This is a genomic window from Coprococcus aceti (genome assembly GCF_025567285.1).
Lineage (GTDB): Bacteria > Bacillota > Clostridia > Lachnospirales > Lachnospiraceae > Coprococcus > Coprococcus aceti.
Genome location: NZ_JAOQJT010000003.1, coordinates 163,252 through 176,100 on the forward strand (window position 1 = coordinate 163,252; position 12,849 = coordinate 176,100).

Consider the following 12,849-nt stretch of genomic DNA (forward strand, 5'->3'; position numbering starts at 1 on the left):
TATGACTTTGCCAATAGTAATAAGATAGTATATAGAAGGAAAAAAAGCAACCTTACAAAATGTCACAAGTGTAAGATAGCTTGTTGATACTTATTGAGAAAAAAAGTCATTTAAATTGCGAATGTTATATTGGACTAACGCTGGGGGCAGTGCTATACTTACAGCAAATAAAAAGCCACGAAACAGATGCAGACTCTTTCTACAGTACGAAGATCGAGAATGCATTTTTTACGTTAAGGAGAGTTTGATTGAACAAACCGTGATTAGAAAAATCGAATCACGGCGAAGCCTGTCATATAATCTACCATGCGTATAAGTGGTCATATCATTAATCAGAATATATAATCAAGGAGGACAAAATCATGATGAAGGCATTAAAGAAGGTAAACTGGAAGAAGCTTGGAATATTTGCAGGTGGAGTATTATTTGGAACAGCTGGTATCAAGGTTCTCTCAAGCAAGGATGCAAAGAACGTATATACACATTGTACAGCTGGTGTTCTTAGAGCAAAGGACTGTGTCATGAAGACAGCAAATACTATCCAGGAGAACTGTGGTGATATCTACGCAGGAGCAAAGGATATCAACGAGGCAAGAGCACAGAAGGCAGCAGAGGCTGACTTTGAGGATGCTGAGTGCACAGAGGCTGAGAGCGCTGACGCAGCAGAGACTGTAGAAGAGTAATCAGTATAAGACAAAACATAAGAAAGAGGCGAAGATCTTGAAGTTTTCTATTTTAAATGAAACAAAGAATCGTCTGCGTATACACATGGCACAGAGCCGCATGACCATGGCACAGGCCGACATACTTCAGTATTATCTGGAGAACTGTGAGGCAGTGGAAGAGGTCAAGGTGCACGACAGAACCTGTGACGCGATCATCATATATGATGGTGACCGTGCAGCGGTGATAGATGCGCTGAGACAGTTTGGATATGACAGGGTGGAGGTTCCGGCGGATCTCACAGAGACATCAGGCAGAGTCATGAACAGACAGTATGAGGACAAGCTGTTTTGGAAGACCGCCTGGTACATGACCAAGAAATGGATTATGCCAATGCCACTTCGGTATTGTCTGACATCCGTCAAAGCTCTCAAGTATATAGGCAAGGGGCTCAAGTGTCTTGCGAACAGGAAGCTTGAGGTGCCGGTTCTCGATGCAACAGCCATAACAGCATCCATTCTGACAAATGATTTCGCGACAGCGGGATCAGTCATGTTCCTTCTGGAGATCGGTGAGATCCTTGAGGAGTGGACACATAAGAAGTCGGTGGATGGACTGGCAAGAAGCATGTCACTCAATATCAATAAGGTATGGGTGCGTGTGGATAATTGTGATGTACTTATGGACAGTGCGAAGATCGCAAAGGATGATTTGGTAGTGGTTCATATGGGCAATGTCATTCCATTTGACGGTGTTGTGGATCAGGGCGAGGGCATGGTCAATCAGGCATCCCTCACCGGAGAGTCAGTACCGGTCCACAAGGGACACGGAGACAGTGCATATGCAGGTACAGTTGTTGAGGAAGGTGAGCTGGTAGTCAGAGTTGTAAAGACTGGTAAGACCAGCAGATATGATAAAGTTGTTGCGATGATAGAGGAGTCTGAGAAGCTTAAGTCAGGACTTGAGAGCAAGGCAGAGCATCTTGCAGATGGTCTTGTGCCATGGACTCTCGGTGGAACTATCCTCACATACCTTTTAACAAGGAATATCACCAAGACACTTGCGGTGCTCATGGTCGACTATTCATGTGCACTGAAGATGTCCATGCCTATAGCGGTATTGTCTGCTATACAGGAGGCAAACAAGCATCACCTCACAGTCAAGGGCGGCAAATTCCTGGAGGCTGTAGCTGATGCAGACACGATAGTATTTGACAAGACAGGAACACTTACAAAGGCATCACCTACGCTTGTACGCGTCGTATCATTTGACGGAAGAGATCCTGATGAACTGCTCAGGATAGCTGCATGTCTGGAGGAGCATTTCCCTCATTCCATGGCAAGAGCGGTTGTGGCAGGAGCTGCAGCCAAGGGGCTGGAGCATGAGGAGATGCACTCCAAGGTTGAGTATGTTGTGGCTCACGGTATCTCATCAAGCATAGACGGCAAGAAGGTTGTCATAGGAAGCTATCATTTCGTATTTGAGGATGAGGGCTGTGTGATACCTGAGGATAAGATAGAGCTGTACGAGTCGTTGTCCAAGACTCATTCACATCTGTTCATGGGAATCGATGGCAGGCTGGCAGCAGTCATATCCATCAAGGATCCGGTCAGACCTGAGTCGGCTGAGGTTGTTTCAAGGCTCAAGAAGCTGGGAATCAAGAAGGTTGTCATGATGACAGGAGACAGTGACAGAACGGCCAAGGCTATTGCAGAGCAGGTAGGGGTGGATGAGTATTACTCAGAGGTCCTTCCTGAGGACAAGGCAAAGTTTGTCGAGGCTGAGAAGACTGCGGGTCGAAAGGTCATCATGGTGGGAGATGGAATCAATGACTCACCTGCACTGTCGGCATCCGATGCTGGAATTGCCGTAAGTGATGGCGCGGAGATTGCCAGAGAGATCGCAGATATAACTGTCAGTGCGGACAATCTGTACGAGCTCGTAACACTTAAGGAACTCAGTAATAAGCTGATGAGCAGGATCAACAGGAACTATCGCAAGATAGTGACCATCAACACAGGACTTATCATCCTGGGCGTGATGGGAGTTATCCAGCCAACCACATCAGCACTGCTTCACAATTCATCGACGCTTCTCATAAGTCTTGACAGTATGAAGAAGCTGCTGGATTGATGATCGGAGCATAGAATTATATTGATGATCGAAGCGTAGAATTATAAAGAATATAAAATAAAGCTGCCCTCTTCACTGTGATGAGTACCCGGGATTCTGGAACATCAGTGAGGAGGGTAGTTTTGTCGTTTAATATTGTTTTTAATAATAAAAATAATCTGTAAGAATTGTTGACCGGGCCGACAGGATATGACAAAATGTACGTATAAAACATGAGTAGATAGCTGAACATAAGGGCAGAATATTAGCAGATATTATCTGGAATGTTTATGAAATGAAAATATACAGATGTGTGTGGAGCGTAGCATGATGCGTGTGTTCATCACAATAGAATGGAGGATGATCAGTATGGTAAAAACGGTAAAAGGCGATAATTTTGAAGATATAAAGGCATGCGGTGTGGCGGTTGCGGATTTCTCAGCAACATGGTGCGGACCATGCAAGATGATGGCACCGGTATTTCACACGGTTGCAGATGAACTGAATGGTGAAGTGGACTTCTTCAGTGTGGACGTGGATGAGAATCCCGGACTTGCGGCTGCCAATAAGGTGTTCAGTGTTCCGACATTGATACTGTACAAGAATGGTGTTGAGGCATCGAGGAGTGTCGGAGCTATATCCAAGTATGATCTTCTCGATTTCATTGAGAAGATCAAATAATTGTCTGTGATATGTATCCCGGATATTTTAATTGGGATCTGAATTGAAGTGGGGATACAAACTAGAAACAGGAAAAACATAAAGCCCTGTCAGACTTAACATTCATATGGATCTCATATTATGGATACATATGAATGTTAAGTCTGACAGGGCTTTAAGGTTATTGAAAACACATTGACTATCTGGCGTCTCTGTCTACATATTCTCTATACTTAACCAGACTCTTATATGCCGGTCTGATGATCTTGTCTGTAGTGACAAGCTCCTCGATTCTGTGAGCGCTCCATCCAACTATACGTGCCACTGCAAAGAGCGGTGTGTAGAGCTCCCTAGGAATTCCGAGCATCTCATACACGAATCCGCTGTAGAAGTCTACGTTAGGGCTGACACCCTTGTATATCTTGCGTTCCTTGGCGATGAGCTTTGGCGCGATCTTCTCAATGTTGTTGTACAGAGTCATATCCTCGTCCCTGCCCTTGGCAGCGGCAAGCTGTTCGACAAATGACTTGAATACTTTTTCTCTTGGGTCTGACAGTGAGTAAACGGCATGACCCATACCATAGATGAGTCCCTTGTGGTCGTAGGCTTGCTTGTTCAGCAGCTTATCCAGATATGCCTCTATGGCCTCTTCGTCATGGTAATCCTTTATGTGCTCCTTGATATCGTCCATCATGTTCATAACCTGCAGGTTGGCACCACCATGCTTCCTTCCCTTGAGGGATGAAAGGGCGGCGGCAATGGCAGAGTATGTGTCAGAGCCGGATGACGTTACAACTCTTGTGGTGAATGTGGAATTGTTACCACCGCCGTGCTCCATGTGAAGCAGAAGTGCTATGTCAAGAACTCTTGCCTCAAGCTCGGTATACTTCATGTCAGGCCTGAGCATCCTGAGGATGTTTTCAGCCACGGAAGCATCCTTGTCAGGTCTGTGAATGTACATACTTCCGTCATTCTCATAGTGGTTGTATGCGTGATAACCATACACAGCCATCATAGGAAATGTTCCGATGAGACCGATACACTGTCTGAGAACATTGTCTATATCCAGGTTGGTAGCCTGATTATCGTATGAAGCCAGAGTCAGCACACTTCTTGTCATGGAGTTCATTATATCCACACTAGGTGCCTTCATGATGACATCACGGGTAAAGTTGGTCGGCAGGTTCATGGACTCGGCGATGACACTGCTGAATTCTGAGAGCTGAGTCTCGGTAGGCAGTTCTCCGAAGAGAAGAAGATAAGCAGCTTCCTCAAATATATGGCGTTTTCCTTTGCCGCCTTTTACGAGATCCTGTACATCATAGCCTCTGTACAATAACTGTCCGTCACACGGAACCTTCTGGCCATCCACATCCTTAAATGCTATGATCTGTGATATATTGGTAAGACCGGTCAGAACTCCCTGTCCATTCTCATCACGCAGTCCTCTTTTTACTCCGTATCTGGCATAGAGCTCTTTGTCTATCACATCATGCTGCTGACAGAGAGAAGCCTGCTTCTCCACGTATTCTGTCAGATTCTCCATATACTCCATATAAGTAACTCCTTTCCGTTTGTATGATAAATCAGATGATCTTTTTGCATATGTCGCTTAGACAACATGCGTCGCAATGTGGCTTCGTTCTGGCTGTGCACACGGATCTGCCGTGATCCACCAGCCTGTGACAGAAGTCATTGCTCTCATCTGGAGGTACAAGCTTCCACAGTTCCATCTCAACCTTCTTCGGATCTTTTATCCCGTCAACCAGTCCCATTCGGTTGACAAGGCGTATACAGTGGGTATCTGTTACAATGGCAGGTTTGCCGTAGATATCACCCATGATGAGGTTTGCGCTCTTGCGGCCTACGCCGGGGAGCTTAAGCAGCTCATCAAGACTGTCAGGAACCTGGCAATCATAGGAATCAACAAGCATATTCATACATGCACTAATATCTCTGGCCTTGCTCTTCCCCAGTCCGCAAGGTCTCACAATGGCCTCGATGTCACTGACATCGGCAGCAGCCAGTTCTTTTACTCCTGGATATTTGGCAAATAAATCCTGGACTACCACATTCACCCTTGCATCAGTGCACTGCGCCGCCAGGCGGACACTGACAAGAAGCTGCCATGCGTGTGAAGTATCGAGGGTGCATACTGTGTCAGGATATTCCTTCTTCAGTCTCTCGATAATGTCCAGTGTTCTCTGTTTTTTCGTATATCTCTTCTGTGATTCCATAAAAAAGACCTCCAGTCTCTATATGATAACATGAAAGGCCTGCAAATGGATATCGAAAAAGAATTCTTAATAAAAATGTTAGAAGTGTGAAAATGTTGGGAAGAGAAGACATGCCGTAGCCCAATATATGTGCTGGGCTGCGGCATGTCTTTGCTGGTATAAATATCATGTCTGAAAGATCTTACTTTGTTCCGAAGATTCTGTCGCCGGCATCGCCAAGTCCTGGGCAGATGTAAGCGTTCTCGTTCAGCTCGCGGTCAACATGACCAACGTATAGCTGGATGTCAGGATGAGCCTTGAGAAGTCTCTCAATTCCCTGCGGTGCAGCGATGATCGACATGAACTTGATATGCTTACCGCCGTGCTGCTTGATGAAATCAACGGCAGCAACAGCTGATCCTCCGGTTGCAAGCATAGGATCCGTGACAACTATAAGTCTCTCATCGATAGGATCAGGGAGCTTGCAGTAGTACTCATGAGGTTCATGAGTCTCCTCGTCTCTGTACAGACCGATGTGTCCGATCTTGGCTGTAGGAACCAGAGCCTGAAGTCCACTGACCATTCCAAGTCCTGCACGGAGAATAGGTACGATCGCAAGATTTCTTCCTGCGATGACCGGAGTCATGCATTCCTCGATAGGAGTCTCTATACATACATCCTCGGTAGGAAGATCTTTCAGAGCCTCATATCCCATGAGCATGGCGATCTCTTCAACAAGTGCACGGAATTCGGCAGTTCCGGTGTTCTTATCTCTGAGCTTTGAAATCTTATGCTGAATAAGTGGATGTGTCATAACTGTGTAATCTGTCATATTGTGTAACCTCCTAATAAATAATATACAGATAATTATTATGCCTCAATGTCAGAGTTCTGTGGATTCATTCCAAGTCCACGGCTTACATCACCCTTGGTGTTCTCACCAAATGTATAGTCGTTACCAGGCAGTATAGCATTCAGCAGGATGCCGAATATAGCTGCGAGGGCAAGTCCTGTAAGAGTGATAGTTGTGCCTCCGATCGTGAATGTAAGGCCATTTTTGAAACCAAGTCCACATACCATGATAACGGCTGCGATGATCAGGTTTCTTGACTTCGTGAAGTCTACGTGGTTCTCAACCACATTTCTTACACCTATGGCTGAGATCATTCCGTAGAGGATGAAGCTTATGCCGCCAATGATGGCGAAAGGCATTGAGCGGATGACTTCTGCAACCTTAGGTATGAAACCGAGGATGACTGCAAAAATGGCAGCCAGTCGTATAACTCTTGGATCGTGAACGCGGCTGAGCTCGAGAACTCCTGTGTTCTCTCCGTAGGTTGTGTTGGCAGGACCGCCAAAGAGTGCGGAGAGAGATGTTGCCAGACCATCACCGATAAGTGTTCTGTGGAGACCTGGATCCTCAAGGAAATTCTGATCTACAGTTGCTGATATGGCACATATATCACCTATATGCTCCATCATGGAAGCGATGGCGATAGGAGCCATGACAAGTATGGCAGTTAAGTTAAATTTGCAGATCTGGAAAGGTGGCAGACCGAGAAAATGTGCGTCTGAAACTCCAGAAAAGCTGAGTATTGCTGAACCATCAGGGTTGGTCATACCACAGAAGTGAAGTATGAGTGCAACGCCATATGAGATAAGTACACCCATGAGGATAGGTATGATCTTGAACATGCCCTTGCCCCAGATGTTGAACACAATGACAACAGCCAGTGCGATAAATGCAAGCAGCCAGTTAGTGGATGCGTTTGATATAGCTGATGGTGCGAGGCTCAGACCGATACATATGATGATAGGTCCGGTAACCACTGGTGGAAGGAATCTCATGACACGCTTCACGCCGACAAGCTTGACGATCAGTGCAAGTATCAGATACAGAAGTCCTGCAACCACAATACCGCCACATGCATATGGAAGCTTTTCGCCCATTGGCATGTCCTTGAATATGCCTGTTTTAAGGTCTGCAACTGTGGAGAAACCTCCCAGAAATGCAAATGAAGAACCGAGGAAAGCAGGTACCTTAAGCTTAGTGCATAAGTGGAAGAACAGTGTTCCAAGACCGGCACATACAAGAGTTACCTGAATTGAGAGTCCCTGACCCTCGAAGTATCCGTTTACGAGAAGCGGAACAAGAATTGTTGCACCAAACATGGCAAACATATGCTGGAATCCAAGTAAAAGCATCTTTGGAATTCCAAGCTTACGTGCATCACGAATGGCTTCTTTTTGATTATCCATAAGTAATAATCCTCCCATATTTTTTCTTAGTTAAATATTATAAAGTTTATTTACACTAAGGTCAATTTGAATAGTGAAATTTCCAAAATAAACTTAAGATATGTAATATATGTCAGCACTTGACAAAATGTTACAGAATTGTTACAATTCTGCTTGGATTGAGTAAAGGGGAGAAAAATAAAGATACAGGTCGAAGGAGACTACAGATATTATGATTGAATTAGAGAATGTGAGTATGACATATCCTGGGGGCAATCAGGCACTCAAGAATGTCAATATTAATATAGAGAAAGGCGAGTTCGTATTTATCGTTGGAAGCAGTGGTTCGGGCAAGACCACTCTGTTCAGGCTTCTGCTCAAGGAGCTCGATCCTACGGAGGGCAATATCACTGTTGCCGGATACGACTATGGCAAGATAAAGAGAAAAGATATACCGAAGGTCAGAAGAAGGATAGGGGTTGTGTTCCAGAACTTCAGACTTCTGAAGGACAGGACTATATACGAGAATGTTGCATTTGCACAGAGAGTTATCCAGACTCCGGCGAGATACATCAGAAGACGTGTTCCGGCCATGCTGACGCTGGTTGGACTTGCAGACAAGTACAAATCATATCCAAAGGAGCTCTCAGGTGGTGAGCAGCAGAGAGTTGCCATGGCGAGAGCACTGGTCAACAATCCTGACATCATACTGGCGGATGAGCCTACAGGAAATCTTGATCCTAAGAACTCACTGGATATCATGAACCTCCTTGAGGATATTAACAAGAGAGGAACCACAGTTGTTGTGGTAACCCACAACAAGGATATCGTCAATGAGATGAAGAAGAGAGTTATCACCTTGAAGAAGGGCGTTATAATCAGTGATGAGAAGGAAGGAGGCTACATAGATGAAGATTAGTACATTTTTCTATGTCCTCAGACAGGGCTTTGCGAATATAAGAAGAAACATACTGTTCTCACTTGCATCACTGGGAACCATCATATCATGTCTGTTCCTTTTCGGAATCATATATGCGGTGGTTGTAAACTTCCAGTCAGGTATGCAGGAGCTTGAGAAGACAGTCACCATATCTGTATTCTTCGACGAGGATGCGTCAGATGAGACCATACAGCTCATAGGTGAACAGATAAGAACGGTCGATTATGTTGAGACGATGGATTTCATCTCAGCCGATGAGGCATGGGACAAGTTTGCAGATCAGAACTACGATGATCCACAGGTTGCAAAGAATGCATTTGGCGGAGATAACCCGTTAAAGAATGCTGCGTCATATGAGATCACGCTCAAGGATGTATCAAGACAGCCGGAGTTCGTGGCATTTGCCCAGGGCCTTTCAGGAGTCAGAAAGGTAAAGAGTTCTGACGTGACTGCGGACAGCATCACGACACTGTCATCCCTTGTGGGATATGCATCCATAGGAATAGTTGTGATACTGATGCTGGTATCTATATTCCTTATAAGTAACACGATCACCATAGGTATCACAGTGCGAAAGGAAGAGATAGGGATCATGAAGCTGATCGGTGCGACAAATGTATTTGTAAGAGCACCGTTCATCATAGAGGGTGTGATCATAGGCGCGGTCGGTTCGGCTATACCTCTGGTCCTTCTGTACTACATGTACGATAAGATACTGACATACGTTGCCGGAAGGTTCAAGGTTGTCACAACGCTGTTTGCATTTGTGAGCCAGCAGGATCTGTTCAGGACTATGGTACCGGTCGGACTTGTGCTCGGTATCGGTGTTGGTCTGGTAGGAAGTATTCTTACCACAAGAAAGCACCTGAGAGTGTAGTGTTAAATGCGGTCAGAGCAATGCACAAAAAATTCACAAATTGTTATTACTTTTTTAGGAACAATATGTGTTATAATGCTGATAAGTAGGGCAAAAAGATAATAACATTATGAAATGCGATTAGGAGGCATGAATGATGAGAATAGATTTATACAAGATAAAGAAGAAAGGTATGCAGGTGGCAGTGGTTACTACAGGAGCACTGCTCATGTCGTTTACATCCATATTTGCGGCTCCTGTGTTCAGCGTGCATGCTGAGGAGACCAAGGAGGATGTTGAGCAGCAGAAGGAAGAGGCTCAGCAGGCTCAGGAAGAGGCGAATGCAAACGCAGAGAAGTATCAGAAGAAGGTAGACAAGCTTACAGCGGCTGTAAATGAGCTCGATAAGCAGGCCACAGATATAAGCACACAGATCGTGGAGAAGAAACAGCAGGCTGAGGATCTTCAGAATGAGATAGATGAGACTCAGACAAAGCTTGCAGAGGCTCAGGTCAGTGAGGATAATCAGTATGAGGCGATGAAGAAGAGGATACAGTACCTCTACGAGGAGGGCGATGTTGCTTACATAGATGCACTTATGTCATCGGCTTCATTTGAGGATAGTCTTAACAAGTCTGAGTATGTTGATCAGCTCAGCACATATGACCAGAAGCAGCTCAACAAGCTGGTAAAGACTAAGAATGACATAGCAGAGTATCAGCAGACACTCAAGGATGATCTGGCGGATGTAGAGAAGGTAAAGGCAGACCTGGAGACCAAGCAGGCAGACCTCGATGATGTTATAAGCCAGAAGAATGCGGAGATCAACAAGTACAGTGATGATGTTGAGATGCAGAAAGCTCTTGCGGCTGAATACGCAAAGCAGGAGTCAGAGCTGGATGACAAGCTGGCAGAGCTTGCGCGTCAGGAACAGCAGAGACTGGAGGAGGAGCGTAAGCAGAGAGAAGCTGAACAACAGCAGCAGGATAACAACGGTGGAAGCGATAACTCAGGCAGTGACAGCGACAACAGTGGAAGTAACAATGGCGGTTCAACAACCGGTTCAGGTCAGTTCATATGGCCTGTATCAGGACCTATCACAGACTACTTCGGACCTAGAGAGTCACCGACAGCAGGAGCAAGCTCCAATCATATGGGTATAGATATAGGATGTTCATACGGAGTGCCTATCGCAGCGGCTGATGCAGGTGTTGTAACGGTAGCCGAGTGGGGCGAGAGTGGTGGTAACTACGTTATGATAGATCACGGTAATGGATTTGTGACGATGTACCTTCACAACTCATCACTTGCAGTAAGCGTTGGCGATGTGGTTTCACAGGGACAGACCATTGCGTACGCAGGTTCAACAGGATATTCAACAGGTACACATTGCCACTTCTCAGTATTCCTGAATGGCTCATATGTCAACCCACTTGATTATCTGTAAGATGAGGCTGAGACATGGCATAGGGATATGTGTCATATCATAAGATCTTAATATGATCATATATAGAATAGAGAAAAAATGCGTGATTCATGAAATATGGATCACGCATTTTTTATGTTAATAGGGGCGTGGATATGGGCGAAGTACCATATGTTGTGGTGGTGAGAAAATATGTCGAAAACAATAGTTTTTTTAAGAAAAAATAGGATTAGTGTCGGTTGACATAAGTGGTAAAAGTATTTATACTCACACTGGACTGAGTATTTATTTAAGGAGTATATTATGGTTTTTTCGAGCATGGAGTTCTTATTTAGATTCCTGCCTTTATTTTTGCTTATCTATTTTGTGACAAAGCCGAAGTACAGGAATGTTGTACTGCTTTTAGGCAGCCTTGTGTTCTACGCGTATGGCGAACCCATATACGTGTTCTTGATGATGTTTTCTATTATATTTAACTATTCGGTGGCAAGACGAATCAAGCGTTTTTATGATATAGAAGTATATTCGGAAATCGACTGTTCATTTGAGAGAAACTGCTGGCTGGCGGTGGCTATGGTGTTTGATTTTGGAATGTTGTTCATATTCAAATATATCAACTTCTTTATAGAGATAATAAACACTGCAGCGGGAACAAAGATATTTGATAGCGTGGCGATCACGCTGCCGCTTGGAATAAGCTTCTATACGTTCCAGATAACATCGTATATATTTGACGTGTACAGGCTCAAGTATCAGGCGGACAAGAGTATAATCAAGTTCGGAACATATGTGAGCATGTTCCCTCAGCTCATAGCCGGCCCTATAGTCAACTACGATGAGGTGAAGCCTGAGCTGGATCACAGAGAGGTCAAGGCGGACGATATAGAGCGCGGTGCGACACTGTTCGTATTGGGACTTGCGTACAAGGTGCTTCTGGCAAATAAGATAGCCAGTCTGTGGAACGATGTGCAGACGGTTGGCCCTTATGGAATAAACACTGTGACCGCATGGCTTGGTTCATGGGGATATTCATTCCAGCTCCTGTTTGATTTCATGGGTTATTCCGTGATGGCAATAGGAATTGGCCTTATACTTGGCTTCAGGATACCGGAGAACTTTGTCGATCCTTATATGGCACATTCCCTCACAGATTTCTGGAGACGCTGGCATGTTACACTCGGACGCTGGTTCAGAGAGTATGTGTACATACCGATGGGCGGCAACCGAAAGGGAAAGCTCAGAATGATACTTGCCATGTTCACTGTGTGGATGTTTACCGGATTGTGGCATGGTGCCGACTGGAATTTCCTGGTATGGGGCTTGTTCCTGTTCGTGTTCCTTCTCATGGAGAAGCTGTTCCTTGGCAAGGTATTTGAAAAGGTGAAGGTTCTTGGCCATGTGTACATGTTCTTCCTGATACCGATATCATGGACAATATTTAACATATCTGATCTGAAGCTTCTGGGACTGTACCTGAAGAGAATGTTTGGCATGAACATAGAGGGATCAGTCACCACACATGCCATGGACAAGCTGATCATGCTGGGACACACATACTGGTGGCTGCTGCTGATCTGCGTGATCTTCTGTACACCGTGGCCTAGAAAGCTCATAGAGAAATTCTACAAGAACTGGGTATGCAAGCTTATAATGCTCGCACTGTTCTGGTTCTGTGTATATCAGATAGCAAAGGGTGGCTCCAATCCATTCCTTTATTTTAGATTTTAGGAGGTGGGCA

The 12,849-nt window shown here is 45.0% G+C and carries 11 protein-coding genes; 7 read left to right on the forward strand and 4 right to left on the reverse strand.

Going from position 1 to position 12,849, the window contains the following annotated elements; all coding sequences use genetic code 11:
• Nucleotides 1–362 precede the first annotated feature (362 nt).
• The 3 genes from OCV54_RS05635 (at nucleotide 363) to trxA (ending at nucleotide 3,456) form a co-directional block, all read left to right on the forward strand.
• Entirely contained in the window at nucleotides 363–683 is a 321-nt protein-coding gene (locus OCV54_RS05635) for a DUF6110 family protein (RefSeq protein WP_055223026.1), read from the forward strand.
• 37 nt (nucleotides 684–720) lie between these two features.
• The gene (locus OCV54_RS05640; protein WP_022217251.1) at nucleotides 721–2,796 is read left to right on the forward strand and encodes a heavy metal translocating P-type ATPase; all 2,076 of its coding nucleotides are present in this window, start codon (nucleotides 721–723) and stop codon (nucleotides 2,794–2,796) included.
• 348 nt (nucleotides 2,797–3,144) lie between these two features.
• Nucleotides 3,145–3,456: a thioredoxin gene (gene trxA, locus OCV54_RS05645; protein WP_022217252.1), complete on the forward strand. Its 312-nt coding sequence runs from the start codon at nucleotides 3,145–3,147 to the stop codon at nucleotides 3,454–3,456.
• 178 nt (nucleotides 3,457–3,634) lie between these two features.
• On the opposite strand, the gene OCV54_RS05650 is transcribed toward trxA, so the two are convergent.
• From OCV54_RS05650 to OCV54_RS05665, 4 genes are all read right to left on the reverse strand, one after another.
• Entirely contained in the window at nucleotides 3,635–4,981 is a 1,347-nt protein-coding gene (locus OCV54_RS05650) for a citrate/2-methylcitrate synthase (RefSeq protein ID WP_055223228.1), read from the reverse strand.
• A 40-nt stretch (nucleotides 4,982–5,021) separates the two neighbouring features.
• A complete protein-coding gene (locus tag OCV54_RS05655; RefSeq protein WP_015533674.1) occupies nucleotides 5,022–5,672 on the reverse strand; it encodes an endonuclease III domain-containing protein in 651 nt (216 codons plus the stop codon).
• Nucleotides 5,673–5,853: 181 nt separating this feature from the next.
• Nucleotides 5,854–6,483, reverse strand: a complete 630-nt coding sequence (upp, locus tag OCV54_RS05660; protein WP_015533675.1) for a uracil phosphoribosyltransferase — start codon at nucleotides 6,481–6,483, stop codon at nucleotides 5,854–5,856.
• 38 nt (nucleotides 6,484–6,521) lie between these two features.
• Entirely contained in the window at nucleotides 6,522–7,910 is a 1,389-nt protein-coding gene (locus tag OCV54_RS05665; RefSeq protein WP_015533676.1) for a uracil-xanthine permease family protein, read from the reverse strand.
• Between the two features lie 211 nt (nucleotides 7,911–8,121).
• On the opposite strand from OCV54_RS05665, the gene ftsE reads away from it, so the two are divergent.
• The 4 genes from ftsE to OCV54_RS05685 all read left to right on the forward strand — a co-directional run bounded on the left by ftsE (nucleotide 8,122) and on the right by OCV54_RS05685 (nucleotide 12,839).
• The gene (ftsE, locus tag OCV54_RS05670) at nucleotides 8,122–8,808 is read left to right on the forward strand and encodes a cell division ATP-binding protein FtsE (RefSeq protein ID WP_022216898.1); all 687 of its coding nucleotides are present in this window, start codon (nucleotides 8,122–8,124) and stop codon (nucleotides 8,806–8,808) included.
• Entirely contained in the window at nucleotides 8,798–9,706 is a 909-nt protein-coding gene (ftsX, locus tag OCV54_RS05675; protein WP_015533677.1) for a permease-like cell division protein FtsX, read from the forward strand. Before ftsE ends, ftsX begins: the two co-directional genes overlap by 11 nt.
• Before the next feature lie 136 nt (nucleotides 9,707–9,842).
• Nucleotides 9,843–11,132: a murein hydrolase activator EnvC family protein gene (locus tag OCV54_RS05680; RefSeq protein WP_015533678.1), complete on the forward strand. Its 1,290-nt coding sequence runs from the start codon at nucleotides 9,843–9,845 to the stop codon at nucleotides 11,130–11,132.
• A 345-nt stretch (nucleotides 11,133–11,477) separates the two neighbouring features.
• A complete protein-coding gene (locus OCV54_RS05685) occupies nucleotides 11,478–12,839 on the forward strand; it encodes an MBOAT family O-acyltransferase (RefSeq protein ID WP_262563266.1) in 1,362 nt (453 codons plus the stop codon).
• Nucleotides 12,840–12,849: the final 10 nt, after the last annotated feature.

Coding starts and splice junctions, on each gene's coding strand:
- OCV54_RS05635 (WP_055223026.1), top strand. CDS start 363: ATGATGAAGGCATTAAAGAAGGTAAACTGGAAGAAGCTTGGAATATTT.
- trxA (WP_022217252.1), top strand. CDS start 3,145: ATGGTAAAAACGGTAAAAGGCGATAATTTTGAAGATATAAAGGCATGC.
- OCV54_RS05650 (WP_055223228.1), bottom strand. CDS start 4,981: ATGGAGAATCTGACAGAATACGTGGAGAAGCAGGCTTCTCTCTGTCAG.
- OCV54_RS05655 (WP_015533674.1), bottom strand. CDS start 5,672: ATGGAATCACAGAAGAGATATACGAAAAAACAGAGAACACTGGACATT.
- upp (WP_015533675.1), bottom strand. CDS start 6,483: ATGACAGATTACACAGTTATGACACATCCACTTATTCAGCATAAGATT.
- OCV54_RS05665 (WP_015533676.1), bottom strand. CDS start 7,910: ATGGATAATCAAAAAGAAGCCATTCGTGATGCACGTAAGCTTGGAATT.
- ftsE (WP_022216898.1), top strand. CDS start 8,122: ATGATTGAATTAGAGAATGTGAGTATGACATATCCTGGGGGCAATCAG.
- ftsX (WP_015533677.1), top strand. CDS start 8,798: ATGAAGATTAGTACATTTTTCTATGTCCTCAGACAGGGCTTTGCGAAT.
- OCV54_RS05680 (WP_015533678.1), top strand. CDS start 9,843: ATGAGAATAGATTTATACAAGATAAAGAAGAAAGGTATGCAGGTGGCA.